Source organism: Pseudomonas sp. ANT_J28 (genome assembly GCF_008370005.1).
Lineage (GTDB): Bacteria > Pseudomonadota > Gammaproteobacteria > Pseudomonadales > Pseudomonadaceae > Aquipseudomonas > Aquipseudomonas frigoris.
In genome coordinates this window covers 48380-65957 of the sequence record NZ_VOBM01000029.1, presented here as the reverse complement: position 1 = coordinate 65957, position 17578 = coordinate 48380, and the positions used below count along the sequence as shown (strand labels likewise).

Genomic DNA, 17578 nt, shown 5'->3' with positions numbered 1-17578 from the left:
TTAGGTCGAATGGTTATTTCGAAATTGACAAAGCCCCTGTGGCAGCAAGCTCGCTCCCACAGGGGATTGCGTCGGGCACAAAAAAAAGCCCCGCAGCTTTCGCTGCGGGGCTTTTGGTGTTTCGACTCAGCGCTTAATGATGCTCACGCGTCGCACGGAATTTCACGTCCGGCCAGCGCTCTTCCATCAGTGCCAGGTTGACCCGCGTCGGGGCCAGGTAGGTCAGGTGGCCACCGCCGTCGATGGCGAGGTTTTCCACAGCCTTGACGCTGAACTCTTCGAGCTTCTTCTTATCGCTGCAATCGATCCAGCGCGCGGAATAAACGGTGATTGGCTCGTAGGAGCACTCGACCTTGTATTCCTCTTTCAAACGGCTGGCGACCACATCGAACTGCAGCACACCGACGGCGCCGAGGATGATGTCGTTGCTGCGCTCAGGGAAGAACACCTGGGTGGCGCCCTCTTCCGCCAGTTGCTGCAGACCCTGACGCAGTTGCTTGGATTTCAGAGGGTCGCGCAGGCGCACGCGACGGAACAGTTCCGGGGCGAAGTGCGGGATACCGGTGAAGCCCAGGACTTCGCCTTCGGTGAAGGTGTCGCCGATCTGGATCGTGCCGTGGTTGTGCAAGCCGATGATGTCGCCGGCGAACGCTTCTTCCAGTTGCTCACGCTCGGAGGAGAAGAAGGTCAGCGCATCGCCGATCCGCACGTCTTTGCCGGTGCGCACGTGGCGCATCTTCATGCCTTTTTCGTACTTGCCGGAGCAGATACGCATGAAGGCGATACGGTCGCGGTGTTTCGGGTCCATGTTCGCCTGGATCTTGAACACGAAGCCGGCGAATTTCTCCTCAACCGGCTCCACGGTGCGTTCGTTGGCGACACGGGCCAGCGGTTTCGGCGCCCAGTTGACCACGGCATCGAGCACGTGATCGACACCGAAGTTGCCCAGTGCAGTTCCGAAGAACACCGGGGTCAGTTGGCCGTCGAGGAATTCCTGTTGATTGAATTCGTGACAGGCGCCCTGCACCAGTTCCAGCTGATCGACGAAGCGATCGTACTCGTCGCCCAAGTGCGCGCGGGCTTCATCGGAATCGAGTTTCTCGATGATTTTCACATCGGTGCGCTCGTGGCCGTGACCAGCGGTGTACACGATGATGTAGTCGTCGGCGAGGTGATAAACGCCCTTGAAGTCGCGGTAGCAACCGATCGGCCAGGTGATCGGCGCTGCCTTGATCTTCAGAACCGCTTCGATTTCGTCGAGCAGTTCGATCGGGTCGCGGATGTCACGGTCGAGTTTGTTGATGAAGCTGACAATCGGCGTGTCACGCAGACGGCAGACGTCCATCAGCGCGATGGTTCGAGGCTCTACACCCTTACCGCCGTCGAGAACCATCAAGGCCGAGTCAACCGCTGTCAGGGTGCGGTAGGTATCTTCGGAGAAGTCTTCGTGGCCCGGGGTGTCGAGCAGGTTGATCATGTGGTCGCGATACGGGAACTGCATGACCGAGGTGGTAATGGAAATACCCCGTTGCTTTTCCATTTCCATCCAGTCGGAGGTGGCATGGCGGTCAGACTTGCGAGATTTCACCGTGCCAGCAATCGCAATCGCCTTGCCCATCAGCAAGAGCTTCTCGGTGATGGTGGTTTTACCGGCATCGGGGTGGGAAATAATGGCGAAAGTGCGGCGTTTCGCGACTTCGGCGGCCTGTTTGGTCATGGGAAATCGCCTGGCAGGTGATTCAAAAAAGGGCGGCGAGTATAGCGCAAACCGAGTGCCACGGACCACCGCTCGCCCTGTCGCCAATGGCAATTGACGGGCCTGAAGGGAGATCAACGGTGGCTAAATGCTGATAAATATGGAACCTTTTAAAAGGTGCAGACGTCCACTTCCCTGTTACGGCACTCGTACCAGGGGCTGAAAAATCAGCAAGTTAGCCTGACGAGGCTGCGCTTATGGCTCGATCTCATGCGGTTTTATCAGCATGAAGAGCTGCTTCTCGCGAACGTTGATTTCCCGGCAGCCAGGAATGGCATTGCCACACGGGACTGCGTTCGCCGACAAAGAAAAAAGGAGTCTGCCTGTGGCTATTCGCTATGGCAAAGGGCTGATAGGAGGTGCGGTTGTCGTCGCCCTTCTGGCCCTGCTGGTCCACTGGATTGGCATCAACACGATCGAACATTACCGCGACGATTTGTTGTTTTACCTGCAAGCTCATCTGATTCTCGTCCTCGCTTCCATGCTGGCCGCCCTCGTTGTGGGCATACCCGCCGGTATCTTTCTCAGCCGCCCGACCATGGTGGGCCGCGCTGAACGCTTCATGCAGATCTTCAACATCGGCAACACCGTGCCGCCTCTCGCCGTACTGGCCATCGCCCTGGGTATCCTCGGCATCGGCAGCGGCCCAGCGATTTTCGCCCTGTTCCTCGCCTCGCTGTTGCCGATCGTGCGCAACACCTATGAAGGCCTGAAAAACGTTCAGGGTTCGCTCAAGGAAGCGGCCGTCGGCATCGGCATGACACCGACTCAGGTGCTGTGGCGGGTCGAACTGCCAAACGCCGCGCCGATCATCATCGGTGGCGTGCGCGTGGCGCTGGCGATCAACGTCGGTACCGCACCGCTGGCGTTCCTGATTGGCGCCAACAGTCTGGGCAGCCTGATTTTCCCTGGCATCGCCCTGAATAATCAGCCGCAACTGCTGCTCGGCGCGGCCTGCACCGCCCTGCTGGCCTTGCTGCTCGACGGCCTGGTGACACTCGCCAGCCGCCTCTGGCTCGAACGCGGCCTCCGCCCGTCTTAAGCCTCGGCAAAGGAATATTTATGAAGAAATTAAGCTTTTTAATAGGCTGCGTTCTGCTGTTCGCAGGATTTGCCCAAGCCGCTGAAAAACCAGTGATCCGCATCGGCGCCCGGGTGTTCACCGAACAAACCCTGCTGGCGGAAATCACCTCCCAATACCTGCGCACCAAGGGTTACGACACTCAGGTGACCGGCGGTCTGGGCAGCAACCTGGCTCGCAGCGCCCACGAAAGTGGTCAGCTGGATTTGATGTGGGAATACACCGGCGTGTCGCTGGTGGCTTACAACCATGTCACCGACAAGCTCGACAGCGCTCAGTCCTACGCCAAGGTGAAAGAACTCGACGCGAAAAAAGGCCTGATCTGGCTCACCCCGTCGAAATTCAGCAACACCTACGCCCTGGCCCTGCCAGAAAGCACCGCGAAGGCGTATCCGCAGATCAACACCATCAGCGAGCTGAACACGGTGATGCAGGCTGAGGCGAAGACCAATCACCTGGTGGCGCTGGACACCGAGTTCGCCAACCGCTCCGACGGGCTGGACGGCATGGTCGACCTCTACGGCATGAACCTGACCCGCAAAAACATCCGCCAGATGGATGCCGGGCTGGTCTACACCGCCCTGCGCAATGGTCAGGTGTTTGCCGGCCTGGTCTACACCACGGACGGTCGTTTGAACGCCTTCAAGCTGAAACTGCTGGAAGACGACAAACATTACTTCCCGGACTACACCGCTGCGCCGGTGGTGCGCCAGGTTTACCTCGATGCCCATCCGAAACTCGCCGAAGAGCTCAAGCCGCTGGCCGAACTGTTCGACGACGTCACCATGCGCCAGCTCAACGCGCGGGTTGATGTCGATCACGAAAGCCCTTCATCCGTTGCCGCCGATTTCCTGCGCCAGCACCCCATCAACTGAGGAGGAAAAGCCATGGAATTTCTGAACGCCTTTTCCCATCTCGACTGGCCATTGGTCCTGCAACTGACCGGGCAGCACATCACCCTCGTCGGCATCGCCGTGACCCTGGCGATTCTGGCCGGCGTGCCGCTGGGCATCCTGATGACGCGCTTCCCGACCCTCGCCGGCCCCTTGCAGGCCAGCGCCACGGTGCTGCTGACCGTGCCGTCGATTGCGCTGTTCGGCCTGCTGCTGCCGTTCTACTCCAAATTCGGCCAGGGCCTGGGCCCGATGCCGGCGATCACTGCGGTGTTTTTGTACTCACTGCTGCCGATCATGCGTAACACCTACCTCGCCCTGACCGGCGTCGATCCTGGCATTCGCGAAGCCGCCCGCGGCATCGGCATGACCTTCGGCCAGCGCCTGCGCATGGTCGAACTGCCGATCGCGGTGCCAGTGATCCTCGCCGGTGTGCGCACCGCCGTGGTCATGAACATTGGTGTGATGACCATCGCCGCCACCATCGGCGCCGGTGGCCTCGGCGTACTCATTCTCGCTTCCATCAGCCGCAGCGACATGTCGATGCTGATTGTCGGCGCCGTGCTGGTCAGTCTTCTGGCCATCTTCGCCGACCTGCTTCTGCAATGGCTGCAACGCACGCTGACTCCAAAAGGACTGCTCAAATGATCGAACTTCAAAACCTCAGCAAGACCTTCCAAAGCAACGGCAAAGATGTGAAAGCCGTGGACTCGGTAAGCCTGACCGTCAATGAAGGCGAGATCTGTGTGTTCCTCGGGCCATCGGGTTGCGGCAAAAGCACCACGCTGAAAATGATCAATCGCCTGATCAAGCCGACCTCCGGCAAGATCCTGATCAACGGCGAAGACACCACCGACCTCGACGCCGTGACCCTGCGCCGCAACATCGGTTATGTGATCCAGCAGATCGGTCTGTTCCCGAACATGACCATCGAGGAAAATATCACCATCGTTCCGCGCCTGCTGGGCTGGGACAAACAGAAATGCCACGACCGCGCTCGCGAGTTGATGAGCATGATCAAGCTGGAACCCAAGCAGTACCTGAATCGCTACCCGCGTGAACTGTCCGGTGGTCAGCAGCAGCGGATCGGCGTGATTCGTGCGCTGGCGGCGGATGCGCCATTGCTGTTGATGGATGAGCCATTCGGCGCGGTCGACCCGATCAACCGCGAGATGATCCAGAACGAGTTTTTCGAAATGCAGCGCGCGCTGAACAAGACCGTGATCATGGTCAGCCACGACATCGATGAAGCCATCAAGCTGGGCGACAAGATCGCAATCTTCCGCGCCGGCAAACTGCTGCAGATCGATCACCCGGACACGCTGCTGGCGCACCCGGCGGATGACTTTGTCAGCAACTTCGTCGGCCAGGACAGCACCCTCAAGCGTCTGTTGCTGGTGAAAGCCGAAGACGCGGCGGACAACGCGCCGTCGGTGAGCCCGGAAACGCCGGTGGCCGAAGCGCTGGAACTGATGGACGAACTGGACCGTCGCTACGTGGTGGTCACCTGTGCCGACAACAAGGCCTTGGGCTACGTGCGCCGTCGCGACCTGCACCGTCAGACCGGCACCTGCGCGCAATACCTGCGCGAGTTCAACGCCACAGCGGCCTACGACGAGCATTTGCGCATCCTGCTGTCGCGCATGTACGAGTTCAACCGTTCGTGGTTGCCGGTGATGGATGCGGAGCGGGTGTTCCTTGGGGAGGTGACCCAAGAATCGATTGCCGAGTATTTGAGCTCCGGAAAGTCCCGTGGTGGCAAGACCAGCATTGTGTCGCCGGCTGAGACTGCGGTGGCCTGACCGACGCCTTCGCGAGCAAGCCCGCTCCCACATTGGACCTGTGATGTGCATGCAATCCATGCATCAACACAAATCCCCTGTGGGAGCGGGCTTGCTCGCGAATGGGGCACCACAAATCCCGCTGAATCCGCCGCAAATATCCCTACTACGGGAACATCACACTGTCATGCAGGTCGGTTACATCAGTAGCTGTCCAGGACCGCACGACGGATGCGTGCAAAAACGCGACATTTTTTGTTGATCTCAAGCCCCTCACGCCCTAAAGTTCGCGCCGAACGTCCATGCTGGAAACGATCCATCCGGCTCAAGTACTGACGACGAGACAGCAAGGCCAAGGGAAAGCACCGCTTCCCATGGCCTTTTTGCTTTCGGCGACATGCCTTGGGAAGTAGGCGAACCAAAGTGGGGATACGGAGGACGTTCATTTGCACCCATTGTTAATTTCAGTTTGCCAGTAGGAGCTCCCAGCATGTCGATCAACGTCGAAGACTATTTCGCGCGCGATACCTTCAACAAAATGAAGGCCTTCGCCGACAAACAAGAAACCCCGTTCGTGGTGATCGACACCGCGATGATCAGCCAGGCCTATGACGATCTGCGCGCCGGTTTCGAATTCGCCAAGGTCTACTACGCGGTCAAGGCCAACCCGGCCGTCGAAATCATCGACCTGCTCAAAGAGAAAGGCTCGAACTTCGACATCGCCTCGATCTACGAGCTCGATAAAGTGATGAACCAGGGCGTTGGCCCGGATCGCATCAGCTACGGCAACACCATCAAGAAATCCAAGGACATTCGCTACTTCTACGAGAAGGGCGTGCGTCTGTATGCCACCGACTCCGAAGCCGACCTGCGCAACATCGCCAAGGCAGCACCGGGTTCGAAAGTCTACGTGCGCATCCTCACCGAAGGCTCGACCACCGCTGACTGGCCTTTGTCGCGCAAATTCGGCTGCCAGACCGACATGGCCATGGACCTGCTGATCCTCGCTCGCGACCTGGGCCTGGTGCCGTACGGCATCTCGTTCCACGTCGGCTCGCAACAGCGCGACATCAGCGTCTGGGACGCGGCGATCGCCAAGGTCAAAGTGATCTTCGAACGCCTGAAAGAAGAAGACGGCATTCACCTGAAGCTGATCAACATGGGCGGCGGCTTCCCGGCCAACTACATCACCCGCACCAACAGCCTGGAAACCTACGCTGAAGAAATCATCCGCTTCCTCAAGGAAGACTTCGGTGACGAACTGCCGGAAATCATCCTGGAACCGGGCCGTTCGCTAATCGCCAACGCCGGCATCCTGGTCAGTGAAGTGGTGCTGGTCGCCCGTAAATCCCGTACCGCTGTAGAGCGATGGGTGTACACGGATGTGGGCAAGTTCTCCGGCCTGATCGAAACCATGGACGAAGCCATCAAGTTCCCGATCTGGACCGAGAAGAAAGGCGAGATGGAAGAAGTGGTCATCGCCGGCCCGACCTGCGACAGCGCCGACATCATGTACGAAAACTACAAGTACGGTTTGCCGCTGAACCTGGCGATTGGTGATCGTTTGTACTGGTTGTCGACCGGTGCGTATACCACCAGTTATAGCGCGGTTGAGTTCAATGGCTTCCCGCCGCTGAAGTCGTTTTACGTGTAAGCGCTACACGCGAAACGTAAAAAGCCCATGACGCGTCATGGGCTTTTTTGTGCCTGATGTCCAGGCTGTCGGAGCAGGCGTTATCGGTGTTCTCGTACATGCCACAGACGAAGGATGTAAAGCGTGGAGCCGTGAATCTCATACCGCATTTCGTAATGACCGACCAATAGTCGTCGCACATCTCGCGGTTCAAACTCGTCGACTCGCTCTCCGATTCGCGGATTGCTGAGTAAGGCCGTGGGAGCCTCAGTGAGGGATTGCACAGTACGAGCTGCCGCAGGACGATTGACCACTGCAAGAAACTCAAAAAGCCGGGCAAGATCCGATAACGCTTTACTCGTCCACTTCAACTCCATTAGCGCGGCACCGGTAACGGATTTTCAGTACTCAAACTTTCTGCCCACGCCTGGACAGATTGATGATCAATCACCCGCCCAGCATCAACGTCAGCCATTGCCTCGCGGGTCAGTCGGCTTCGCTCTTCCTCCAGGTCTACCCAGTCGGCAAGCGCCTGCTTCACGATCCAGCCCCGTGAACGCTCCATCCTCGCAGCCATCTGATCGACTTTATCAGCCAGTTCCAGGGGTACATGGGCAGTCAGGACTTTGGTTGCAGCCATGATTTCATCTCCAGGATGCAATTTGATGAGGTGTGATTAGTTTCCAATCATAGTGATTTAAACCAACTCAACAACCCCTGACACGCTCCGCTCATCGCTCATCTGAACGACGCGTCGATGGTAGAGGGCCGCCAATCCACGAATCTGCGGATTTACAGCGCTCAACAGCGCCTTGCTCGCCACCCGCAAGAAATTCAGGTTCCCACCGTCCAGTGCCTTGTGCAGCCAGTCCAGCGCCTCGTCGATATTGCCTTCATCCGCCAGCACAGCGGCGTAACTGAACTGCCCACGAAAATCCCCGCCGAGTGCCGAGCGTCGATACCAGTCACGCGCAGTTTGCGGATCTGCGGGACACACCCGCCCGTCTTCCAGATAACGCCCCAGGAGGTTCATCGACTTCGCATGGCCCAGCTCAGCCGCGCAGCGATACAAATTCAGTGCTTGCCGCTGGTTCTCGGTAACCCCGCGCCCAGTCGCCAGCAGATTGGCGTAGTTGTACAACGCCCAATCCAGCCCGGCTTCGGCGGCCTGGCGATAATGCCCCGCGGCGACCGAAGCATCGGCAACGCAACCCCAGCCATGTTCATGACAACGACCGAGCATATTGCGCGCCATCAAGTGCCCGCCCTGGGCAGCGATCTCGAACCAACGCACAGCCAACGGCTGATCCTGCTCGATACCTTGGCCATCCAGCAGAATTTGCCCGAGCCAAGCCTGAGCATCGAGAACGCCTTCGCGGGCAGCGATCAGAATCGCCTGGGCGGCACGTGCCGGGCTTTCGTCGAGCATCGCTTTTAGCCGATCACCGTCGAGGACTTCCTCACGGCGTAAACGATAGTCCGACACTTACACCTCAACCCAGCGACGCAACAGGTTGTGATAAGTGCCGGTGAGGCGAATCAGCGAAGGGTGGTCGGGCATGTCCTGGGTCAGTTGCTGGATCGCCCCGTCCATCTCGAACAGCAAGGCGCGCTGGCTGTCTTCGCGGACCAGGCTTTGGGTCCAGAAGAACGAGGCGTAGCGAGTGCCGCGCGTCACGGCGTTGACCTTGTGCAGGCTGGTGCCGGGGTACAGAACCATGTCGCCGGCCGGCAACTTCACCCGTTGGGTGCCGAAAGTGTCCTGGATTTCCAGTTCACCGCCGTCGTAGTCGTCCGGTTCGCTGAAGAACAGAGTGGCCGACAAATCGGTGCGCACCCGCTCGATGCTGCCCTTGGGCTGGCGCACGGCGTTGTCGATGTGAAAGTCGAAACTGCCGCCAGTCGTGTAACAGTTCAGCAATGGAGGAAAGACCTTGTGCGGCAACGCCGCTGACATGAACAGCGGATTTTTCCACAGCCGTTCCAGCATCGCCGCGCCGACTTCCTTGGCCAGCGGATGACCTTCAGGCAGTTGCAGATTGTGCTTGGCCTTTGCCGACTGGTAGCCGGCGGTGATCTTGCCGTCCGCCCAATCTGCCTGCTCCAGAGCCTCGCGGATGCGCTGCACTTCTTCTTTCGCGAATACGCCGGGAATGTGCAGCAGCATGGGATGACACCTGAAGACAAAGAGGCAGCAATGATATTGATTCTTATTGACCCTGTAAAACCCCCATGACGAACGAGACAGCAAAAACCGTAAGGGTAAATTGTAAAGAATGTAAATTCCTCGCGAATAGTAACGTTTCGCAATTGATACAAATACCTGTTTACCCTATATTCCGCGGCCTCAAATCCTTGGGGAGGGGAATACAAATGTCACGTCAACAACCACAAGTACCGGTCAGTTCACCACGTTTGCTCGCATCGGCCATTGGCATGGCGATTACTGCCGGTTCTGCGGGCCACATGGTTTTCGCGGCGGAAAAAGCTGACGAAAAAGCACCGAGTAATGTGATTTCTCTGGGCGCTACCGCCATCACTGGCGAGGCTCAGGACGAGACTTCCTACAACGTCGAAAAAGCCTCCTCGCCCAAGTACACCGCGCCGCTTGTGGACACGCCGCGTTCGATCACCGTCATCCCGCAACAAGTGCTCAAGGACACTGGCGCCCTCAACATGCAGGACGCGCTGCGCACTGTTCCAGGCATCACCTTCGGTGCCGGTGAAGGCGGCAACCCGCAAGGCGACCGCCCATTCATCCGCGGCTTCGATGCCCAGGGCGATACGTATCTGGACGGCGTGCGCGATACCGGTTCGCAGAGCCGAGAGATCTTCGCTGTTGAGTCGATCGAAGTCAGCAAAGGCCCGAACTCGGCCATGGGCGGCCGTGGCGCTGCCGGTGGCAGCATCAACCTGGTGAGCAAAAAGGCGCACCTTGGCAATTCGCTCGATGGCGGTTTCACCTGGGGTTCCGACCAGACCCAGCGTTACACCATGGATGGCAACTATCAGTTCACCGACACCGCCGCTGGCCGTCTGAACCTGATGAGCCACGAAAGCAACGTTGCTGGCCGTGACAGCGTCGACTACGACCGTTGGGGCATCGCACCGTCGCTGGCCTTCGGCCTGGGCACCGACACTCGCGTCAACCTCGACTACTACCACCTGGAAAGCAACGACACGCCAGATTCCGGCATTCCATACAGCATTCCGGTCGCGGGCTCGACGGCTCGCACCAAGTCCAACCCGGACAAGCCTGACGATGGCGGCGACAGCAGCAACTTCTACGGTCTCGACGGCCGCGACTTCCGCAAGGGCCGCACCGACACCGCAACCATCGCCATCGAGCACGACCTGAGCGACGCGCTGACAGTCAAGAACACCCTGCGCCACGGCACCAGCATGCAGGACTACATCCTGACCCAGCCGGACGACAGCAAGGGCAACGTCAACAACGGCAGCGTCTGGCGTCGGGCCAACACCCGGGGCAGCAACACCGAAACCACCACTAACCAGACCGATCTGTTTGGCGACGTCTACATCGCCGGATTCAAAAACAGCTTCTCTACCGGTATCGAGTTGAGCCGCGAGGAAAGCGAAAAGTCCTCGTATGACGTCAACACCGACACCACCCCGAGAACGACCGCGCCTGCTGCAAGCACTAACTGCACACCGGCGATGATTGGCGCACCGAGCGGTTACAACTGCACCTCGCTGTCGAACCCGAACCCGAACGACCCATGGAACGGGGCAATCTCGCGTAACTACGCTGGCACCGACACCAAAGCCAACACCTATGCGCTGTATGTGTTCGACACGCTGGAGTTGTCCAAGCAATGGCTGGTAAATATGGGTCTGCGTTATGACCATTTCGACACCCAGTACCGCACCTTTGACAGCGCAGGGGCGACTGTCGTAAACAAAGGCGTACCTGCAAAAGGCAAAGACACCAGCGAATTCGTCACCGGTCAATTCGGTGTGGTCTACAAGCCGGCCGAAAACGGCAGCATTTATGCGTCCTACGCGACTTCTGCCACTCCACCTGGCGCCACCCTCGGCGAAGGCATGGACGGCAACCCGCTGGGTGGCACGGTTGATCGCAACAAAGATGTGCTCAAAAGCGACATGGAGCCGGAAACCACCAAGAACTACGAAATCGGTACCAAGTGGGACCTGCTGAACGATCGCCTGTCGTTGACCGCCGACATCTTCCGCACCGAGAAAGAAAACGCTCGCGTTCAAGTCGACACAACCGCCTATGAAAACGCAGGCAAAAGCCGCGTTCAAGGTATCGAACTGTCGGCCAGCGGCAAGATCAACGACAAATGGCAAGTGTTCGCCGGTTACGCATACATGGACAGCGAGCAGGTCGATGCCGGCCCGCTGAACCGCGCCACTGAAGGCAACGAGCTGCCTAACACACCGAAAAACAGTGCCAGCCTGTGGACGACTTATCAGGTCACGCCGAAGCTGACCATCGGCGGCGGTGCATTTTATGTCGATGATGTGTTCGGCAGCGTGGCCAACACCACCATGGTTGATTCCTACGTTCGTTACGACGCAATGGCCGCGTACAAGCTGAGCAAAAACGTCGACCTGCAACTGAACGTGCAGAACCTGACCGACGAAACCTACTACGACAAGGCTTTCTCGACCCACTTCGCCAACCAGGCGGCGGGCCGTACGGCATTGCTGAGTACCAACTTCCACTTCTGATAGACGCGTGAAAACCAGGGCCCCGTTCATCCAGGTGAGCGGGGCTTTTGTGCGTAAAAAAGAATGTTTCTCGACAACCCACGGCATAATGCGCGCCGTGATCACTATTTTCGAACGAACAAGGCGAGCGACGTGTTGAAGAAAACCCTGTTCCAGTTGCACTGGTTTTTCGGCATCAGCGCCGGACTGGTCCTGGCCCTGATGGGCATCACCGGGGCGACGGTGTCGTTTCAGGATGAAATCCTGCGCGCGCTGAACCCTTCTGTGCTGCAGGTCGAGAAGCAGGTCGCCGGCGTCCTGCCGCCCGCCGAACTGGTGGAAAAAATCGAAGGTGCCTCGGGCAAGAAAGTCTCGATGCTCTGGGTCGAGACCGACAGCGGCAACGCGGCACGGGTAATCTTTACCCCGCCACCGGGCGAGCGCCGTGGGCAGATGCGCTACTTCAATCCGTACACCGCCGAGTTCATGGGCGACGCCACTGGCCAGGATTTCTTCGGCCTGATGCTGCAACTGCACCGCTTTCTCGCCATCGGCGATAGCGGTCGGCAAATCACCGGCGCGTGCACGCTGATTCTGCTGTTCTTCTGCCTGTCCGGTCTTTACCTGCGCTGGCCGCGCCAGTGGAAAAGCTGGCGTGCCTGGCTGACCCTCGACTGGAAGAAAAAAGGCCGCAGCTTCAACTGGGATTTGCACTCGGTGGCCGGTACCTGGTGCCTGGTGTTTTACCTCCTGGCAGCGCTCACCGGGTTGTCCTGGTCCTATGAGTGGTACAACAAGGGCCTGACCCGATTGCTTTCCGACTCACCGCAGAATGAGCGCGTTCGCGGCGGTCGCGGCCCGGCGCCAAGCGGCCCGGCGCCCACCGCCGATTACGCAGCGATGTGGAGCAGCATCTACAGCGCTGCAGGTCCCGCACTGAGTGCCTACAACATCCGCATGCCGCCCGTGGCCAGGCAGCCGGCCACCGTGTTCTATCTGTTGAACAGCTCGCCCCACGACCGGGCGCTGAACCAGATCACGCTGGACCCGGCAACCGGCATCGTCGCCCGACATGACCGCTACAGCGACAAGAGCCTCAAGGCGCAACTGCTGACCAGCATTTACGCGCTGCACGTCGGCAGCTACTTCGGCATTATCGGGCGGATTATCCTGACGATTAGTGCGCTGACGATGCCGCTGTTTTTCGTCACTGGCTGGTTGTTGTACCTCGATCGTCGACGCAAGAAAAAGCAGATCAAGGATGCCCGCAAAGGCCTCGCACAACCGGGTAGCGACACGCCTGCATGGCTGATCGGCTTCGCCAGCCAGAGCGGCTTCGCCGAGCAACTGGCGTGGCAGACCGCCGGGCAATTGCAGGCTGCGGGCCTGCCGGTGAAGGTTCAGCCGCTGGCGGACGTCAGCGAGCAAGACTTGCGTGATTCCAGCAATGCGTTGTTCGTGGTCAGCACCTTCGGCGACGGTGAAGCGCCGGACAGCGCCCGGGGGTTTGAGCGCAAAGTGCTGGGCCGGACGTTGAGCCTGGAAAGCCTGAACTACGCCGTGCTCGGCCTCGGTGATCGGCAGTATCAGCACTTCTGCGGCTTCGCTCGACGCTTGCACACGTGGCTGGGCGAGCACGGCGGCAAGACCCTGTTCGCGCCTGTGGAGGTCGACAGCGGCGACCCTTACGCCTTGCGTCACTGGCAGCAGCAACTGGGTCTGTTGACCGGACAGACGCCCGTGGACACCTGGCAAGCGCCAAGCTATGACAACTGGAACCTGACCCGCCGTGAGTTGCTCAACCCTGACAGCAGCGGTTCGGGCGTTTACTTGCTCGGCCTCACCGCCCCCACTACCAGCAGTTGGCTGGCCGGTGACTTGGTGGAAGTGTTGCCGCGCAATTGTCCCTGGGCGATCGAACATTTCCTCAATGGCCTGGGCATTGACGGTCGCGCCACGGTTGCGCTCGGTGGCCTGTCACAACCGCTGGAGCAAGCCCTCGCCAGTCGACAACTGCCAGCAAACAGAGCTCACCTGGTCGGCCTGCATGCCCAGGCGCTGGTGGATGCGCTGGTGCCCCTGGCCATGCGCGAATACTCCATCGCCTCGATCGCCGCCGATGGCGTACTCGAACTGATCGTGCGCCAGGAACTGCATCCCGACGGCAGCCTGGGCGTCGGCTCCGGCTGGCTGACCGAACACGCCCCGGTGGGCGGCACCATCAGCCTGCGCGTACGGCGCAACAGCGGTTTCCACCTGCCGGTCGAACCGGTGCCGATGATCCTCCTGGGCAATGGCACCGGCCTGGCCGGGCTGCGCAGTTTGCTCAAGGCGCGGATCGCCGATGGGCAGCAACGTCATTGGCTGTTGTTCGGCGAACGCAATCGCGAGCATGACTATCTGTGTCGCACCGAGCTTGAGGAATGGCTGATTTCCGGGGATCTGGAGCGCCTGGACCTGGCGTTCTCGCGGGATCAGGCCGAGAAGATCTACGTGCAGGATCGACTGCGCGAGTCGGCGGGCGAGTTGAAAAAATGGCTGGCCGAGGGTGCGGTCATTTACATCTGCGGCAGCTTGCAAGGGATGGCTTCAGGCGTGGATCACGTGCTCAACGAAATACTCGGAATTGCAGAGGTCGACCGCCTGATCGAGCAATGCCGCTACCGACGCGACGTCTACTGACCCCCCACAGGGGTCTGGTGCCAGCTCGCGACTTCATTTCAAACCGGCTGCAATTTCTGTTCGAAAACAGAAACCCCATCCAGATCCCGCAACACCACACTCATCTCCCCCGTCTGCCCATCAATATTCACCTCACCAAAAAACTGAAAACCGGCAAACGGTGAGGTGTTCTGTGCCGGTGGTGTTTTCTCGAACACCACCTCGGGACCAAAGGTCTTATCCAGCGATTCAGGCCCGAAACTCCCCGCATTCAAAGGCCCGGCGACAAACTCCCAGAACGGTTCGAAATCCTGAAACGCCGCACGGTCCGGGTGGTAATGGTGCGCTGCGCAGTAATGCACGTCCGCCGTCAGCCAGACAAAATTGCGCACCTGCTGCGCCCGCAGAAAACCCAACAATTCGGCGATTTCCAGTTCACGCCCCTGGGCCGGTCCCGGATCGCCATTGGCCACGGCTTCCCAGCGCGCCACACCGGGACTGACTTCACCATCCGATACGCCGAGGCCAATTGGCATATCAGCAGCGATGACTTTCCACTGGGCATTGGAGTCCTTCAACTCACGTTTGAGCCAGTCCAGCTGTTCTCGGCCAAGGAACGGTTTAGCGGTACCCAGGTTGTCGTCATTGGCCCCGCGATAGCTGCGCATGTCGAGCACGAACACATCGAGCAACGGACCGTAACCGAGCTTGCGATAAATCCGCCCGCCACCATCGGCGCTCTGCAACCGCATCGGTGCGTATTCGAGCCAGGCCTGACGCGCGCGACCGACCAGGCTGTGGATATCTTTGCTCTTGTAGCGCACATCCAACTGCTTGCCCGGCGACCAGTTGTTCACCACTTCATGATCATCCCACTGCCAGATCTGCGGGACCTCGGCGTTGAAGCGGCGGATGTTTTCGTCCATCAGGTTGTAGCGGTAATTGCCGCGATAATCGTCGAGGGTTTCGGCGACTTTGCTCTTGGCTTCAGTGGTGATGTTGCGCCACACGCGGCCGCTCTCTGTTGTGAGCTGCGCCGGTACGGGGCCATCGGCGTAGATGGTGTCGCCGCTGTGGATAAAGAAGTCTGGCAGGCGCAAACGCATGGCTTCGTAGATGCGCATACCGCCGATGTCCGGGTTGATGCCGAAGCCCTGGCCGGCAGTGTCGCCACTCCAGACGAAACGGATGTCGCGACGGGTTTGCGGCACGCTGCGCAGATGGCCGAACCAGGGTTCGCTGGCGACGCCGCTCTGGGCGTCTTCGAAGTGCACGCGGTAGAAAATTGCCTGATCGGCGGGCAGGCCAGTGAGCTCGACGCGGGCAGTGAAATCGGTACCGGAGACGGCCAATGGCGAGACAAAACGACGGGGGGTGCTGAACAGGCTGCGGGTGTCCCATTCCACCACCATCCGCGCCGGGCGATCGCAGCGGCTCCAAATCATCGCCCGGTCGCCCAGCACGTCACCAGACTGCACGCCATCGGTGAGTTGTGGCCGATCCTTGACCGAAGCAATCACCGCCGGCGCCAGGCCTGGCAACAACAGCCCGGCACCGACGGCTTGTATGACACGACGGCGGCTGACGTCGAATTCGCTCATGGTGCTCTCCCTGAAAAGGAAAACTTAAACACGCCCGCATGACGCTGATGTGAAAATGCGATCCCTGTGGGAGCGAGCTTGCTCGCGATAGCGGTTTAACAGCCAACATATTTGTTGAATGCCAATCCGTCTTCGCGAGCAAGCCCGCTCCCACAATATCCGGCGACTAGCCGGGCGGATCGAGATTATCCAGCACACGGTTCACCGCCAGTTCTCCCAGCATGATCGACTGCTGAATCCCCAACATCGTGTTGCATTGCGATCCTTGCAGATACCTCGCGAAATCACTCGCCATGACATTCGCTGATGCCAGCGATTCACAGGCGTATTCCAGCAGGGTTTGGTTATCGATATCGGGGGCGATGAGGAAGATGTTGCTGGGTTGGCGCGGGGGCTCGAGGACTCGGTCAACGGTATCGTAGAGCTTTTCAGAATCGAGGTTTTCGTTTGGGGATGCCGGTTCAGTGTCCGGCGGATTAGGCGTTACCTTGAACATAATTTGCTGCTCCAGACTGGAGCCGTTTCGCTTCTCTACTAAAAGAAGGGTGGCGGCTGTGCGCAGGTTAGTAGACCGGGGGAGTCAGCAATACCGGCGCGCCCAAAGGCGCCCTACGCACAACCACCATCAAGTGCAGGGATATGAATACCTGACTGAATGGAGCTCATGCACATTACTGACAACCACGGGCTACTAAACCCGATCACTGAGGATCAGTGACGCAAATCAAGTTACCGATGGCCGCCACGGCGCACAAGCCGGCGGATTCTGGCGCAGTTGTAGGCAACGACGCAACGTCGTGTAGCCCCAGGACGGCGGCACTTTGATGCAAAACATCGCAGCTCCCGGCCCTATCAAGGAATAGGAAATTTCAGCGCCATATTTAGGAAACGTCCTAACGCCAGCCCTGAGCAAGCCAAGTAGGTTCAAGGCTTCCCTGCGTTCCCAGGCCCCAAACGCGTAACACCTAAAACTCCAAAAAAAGGCGGTGGGTTACGCGATAGATGGAAAGATGAAGACGGTACGATCTACGAATGGGACTCTCAACATGGGGCGCTGGAAAAGTACAACAAGCGTGGCAAACACCTCGGTGAGTTCAATCCGGAGACGGGGGGCCAGACAAAGCCAGCAAATAAAACCAGAGCGGTTGAACCATGAAATACGAACTGAAGTTTCAGATTTATGGAATACCTGAAAACGGTGACTTGGCTGTATTCGAGGTGGATTTGTCCCGGTCCATTACAACGGATGCCCTGATGCCAATAATGGCTTGGCATGAAGAAGAGGATGCCATAGCAAGCCATCTACTATCCGCCGAACAGGTTAAAGCCATTGAGAATCTCGCAATGATTGAACTCCCCAAGGAGCTAATGCTGTATCTCAGCAGCTACGAGTGAGCCGTGAATGGCGCGCATCTCAGGGCCTGGATTTAAAGAAAAATGAAACATGTCATAGAGGTCTTCGACAGACACAGTGAGG

General features: G+C 58.9%; 15 protein-coding genes and 1 pseudogene. 9 read left to right on the top strand and 7 right to left on the bottom strand.

What is annotated here, in order from left to right; translation table 11 throughout:
* Positions 1–133: 133 nt before the first annotated feature.
* The gene (locus FQ187_RS20050) at positions 134–1717 is read right to left on the bottom strand and encodes a peptide chain release factor 3 (RefSeq protein ID WP_123365244.1); all 1584 of its coding nucleotides are present in this window, start codon (positions 1715–1717) and stop codon (positions 134–136) included.
* Between the two features lie 364 nt (positions 1718–2081).
* Here FQ187_RS20050 and FQ187_RS20045 point away from each other — a divergent pair, with 364 nt between their 5' ends.
* The 5 genes from FQ187_RS20045 (at position 2082) to FQ187_RS20020 (ending at position 7165) form a co-directional block, all read left to right on the top strand.
* Entirely contained in the window at positions 2082–2798 is a 717-nt protein-coding gene (locus tag FQ187_RS20045) for an ABC transporter permease (RefSeq protein WP_149630806.1), read from the top strand.
* Positions 2799–2818: 20 nt separating this feature from the next.
* Positions 2819–3712, top strand: coding sequence for a glycine betaine ABC transporter substrate-binding protein (locus FQ187_RS20040; RefSeq protein WP_149630805.1), 894 nt, complete (start codon positions 2819–2821; stop codon positions 3710–3712).
* A gap of 12 nt (positions 3713–3724) precedes the next feature.
* Positions 3725–4378: an ABC transporter permease gene (locus FQ187_RS20035; protein WP_149630804.1), complete on the top strand. Its 654-nt coding sequence runs from the start codon at positions 3725–3727 to the stop codon at positions 4376–4378.
* Complete coding sequence (locus tag FQ187_RS20030) at positions 4375–5532, top strand: betaine/proline/choline family ABC transporter ATP-binding protein (protein ID WP_046045813.1); 1158 nt, start codon at positions 4375–4377, stop codon at positions 5530–5532. Before FQ187_RS20035 ends, FQ187_RS20030 begins: the two co-directional genes overlap by 4 nt.
* 469 nt (positions 5533–6001) lie before the next feature.
* The gene (locus FQ187_RS20020; protein WP_033058084.1) at positions 6002–7165 is read left to right on the top strand and encodes a type III PLP-dependent enzyme; all 1164 of its coding nucleotides are present in this window, start codon (positions 6002–6004) and stop codon (positions 7163–7165) included.
* An 80-nt stretch (positions 7166–7245) separates the two neighbouring features.
* Here the strand turns inward: FQ187_RS20020 and FQ187_RS20015 are convergent, their stop codons facing one another.
* Genes FQ187_RS20015 through FQ187_RS20000 form a run of 4 tightly spaced genes read right to left on the bottom strand, consistent with a single transcriptional unit; the run spans position 7246 to position 9311 of the window.
* The gene (locus FQ187_RS20015; RefSeq protein ID WP_149630802.1) at positions 7246–7521 is read right to left on the bottom strand and encodes a type II toxin-antitoxin system RelE/ParE family toxin; all 276 of its coding nucleotides are present in this window, start codon (positions 7519–7521) and stop codon (positions 7246–7248) included.
* Entirely contained in the window at positions 7521–7784 is a 264-nt protein-coding gene (locus FQ187_RS20010) for a CopG family ribbon-helix-helix protein (RefSeq protein WP_149630801.1), read from the bottom strand. The genes FQ187_RS20015 and FQ187_RS20010 overlap by 1 nt, the downstream gene beginning before the upstream one ends.
* A 57-nt stretch (positions 7785–7841) precedes the next feature.
* On the bottom strand, positions 7842–8573 hold the full coding sequence (locus FQ187_RS20005) for a tetratricopeptide repeat protein (RefSeq protein ID WP_149630816.1): 732 nt from the start codon (positions 8571–8573) through the stop codon (positions 7842–7844).
* Positions 8574–8630: 57 nt separating this feature from the next.
* Complete coding sequence (locus FQ187_RS20000) at positions 8631–9311, bottom strand: Fe2+-dependent dioxygenase (protein WP_149630800.1); 681 nt, start codon at positions 9309–9311, stop codon at positions 8631–8633.
* A 206-nt stretch (positions 9312–9517) separates the two neighbouring features.
* Between FQ187_RS20000 and FQ187_RS19995 the strand changes: the two genes are divergently transcribed.
* A complete protein-coding gene (locus tag FQ187_RS19995) occupies positions 9518–11860 on the top strand; it encodes a TonB-dependent siderophore receptor (RefSeq protein ID WP_149630799.1) in 2343 nt (780 codons plus the stop codon).
* 132 nt (positions 11861–11992) lie between these two features.
* Positions 11993–14521 (top strand): sulfite reductase flavoprotein subunit alpha, encoded by a 2529-nt coding sequence (locus FQ187_RS19990; protein ID WP_149630798.1) that lies wholly within the window; start codon positions 11993–11995, stop codon positions 14519–14521.
* A gap of 38 nt (positions 14522–14559) precedes the next feature.
* Here FQ187_RS19990 and FQ187_RS19985 read toward each other — a convergent pair whose 3' ends face one another.
* Positions 14560–16101, bottom strand: coding sequence for an alkaline phosphatase (locus FQ187_RS19985; protein WP_149630797.1), 1542 nt, complete (start codon positions 16099–16101; stop codon positions 14560–14562).
* A 166-nt stretch (positions 16102–16267) separates the two neighbouring features.
* Entirely contained in the window at positions 16268–16597 is a 330-nt protein-coding gene (locus tag FQ187_RS19980; RefSeq protein ID WP_149630796.1) for a DUF6124 family protein, read from the bottom strand.
* A 429-nt stretch (positions 16598–17026) separates the two neighbouring features.
* Between FQ187_RS19980 and FQ187_RS19975 the strand changes: the two are divergent.
* Both FQ187_RS19975 and FQ187_RS19970 read left to right on the top strand, forming a co-directional pair.
* Positions 17027–17257 (top strand): annotated as a pseudogene (locus FQ187_RS19975) (colicin E3/pyocin S6 family cytotoxin); the annotation flags it as partial.
* Complete coding sequence (locus FQ187_RS19970; protein WP_149630795.1) at positions 17254–17496, top strand: hypothetical protein; 243 nt, start codon at positions 17254–17256, stop codon at positions 17494–17496. The pseudogene FQ187_RS19975 and the gene FQ187_RS19970, both read left to right, overlap by 4 nt.
* The last annotated feature ends 82 nt before the right edge of the window (positions 17497–17578 follow it).

Excerpts from the sequence above, each read along its gene's own strand:
- FQ187_RS20050 (WP_123365244.1), bottom strand. The coding sequence starts at position 1,717 with ATGACCAAACAGGCCGCCGAAGTCGCGAAACGCCGCACTTTCGCCATT.
- FQ187_RS20040 (WP_149630805.1), top strand. The coding sequence starts at position 2,819 with ATGAAGAAATTAAGCTTTTTAATAGGCTGCGTTCTGCTGTTCGCAGGA.
- FQ187_RS20035 (WP_149630804.1), top strand. The coding sequence starts at position 3,725 with ATGGAATTTCTGAACGCCTTTTCCCATCTCGACTGGCCATTGGTCCTG.
- FQ187_RS20030 (WP_046045813.1), top strand. The coding sequence starts at position 4,375 with ATGATCGAACTTCAAAACCTCAGCAAGACCTTCCAAAGCAACGGCAAA.
- FQ187_RS20020 (WP_033058084.1), top strand. The coding sequence starts at position 6,002 with ATGTCGATCAACGTCGAAGACTATTTCGCGCGCGATACCTTCAACAAA.
- FQ187_RS20015 (WP_149630802.1), bottom strand. The coding sequence starts at position 7,521 with ATGGAGTTGAAGTGGACGAGTAAAGCGTTATCGGATCTTGCCCGGCTT.
- FQ187_RS20010 (WP_149630801.1), bottom strand. The coding sequence starts at position 7,784 with ATGGCTGCAACCAAAGTCCTGACTGCCCATGTACCCCTGGAACTGGCT.
- FQ187_RS20005 (WP_149630816.1), bottom strand. The coding sequence starts at position 8,573 with ATGCTCGACGAAAGCCCGGCACGTGCCGCCCAGGCGATTCTGATCGCT.
- FQ187_RS20000 (WP_149630800.1), bottom strand. The coding sequence starts at position 9,311 with ATGCTGCTGCACATTCCCGGCGTATTCGCGAAAGAAGAAGTGCAGCGC.
- FQ187_RS19995 (WP_149630799.1), top strand. The coding sequence starts at position 9,518 with ATGTCACGTCAACAACCACAAGTACCGGTCAGTTCACCACGTTTGCTC.
- FQ187_RS19985 (WP_149630797.1), bottom strand. The coding sequence starts at position 16,101 with ATGAGCGAATTCGACGTCAGCCGCCGTCGTGTCATACAAGCCGTCGGT.
- FQ187_RS19980 (WP_149630796.1), bottom strand. The coding sequence starts at position 16,597 with ATGTTCAAGGTAACGCCTAATCCGCCGGACACTGAACCGGCATCCCCA.
- FQ187_RS19970 (WP_149630795.1), top strand. The coding sequence starts at position 17,254 with ATGAAATACGAACTGAAGTTTCAGATTTATGGAATACCTGAAAACGGT.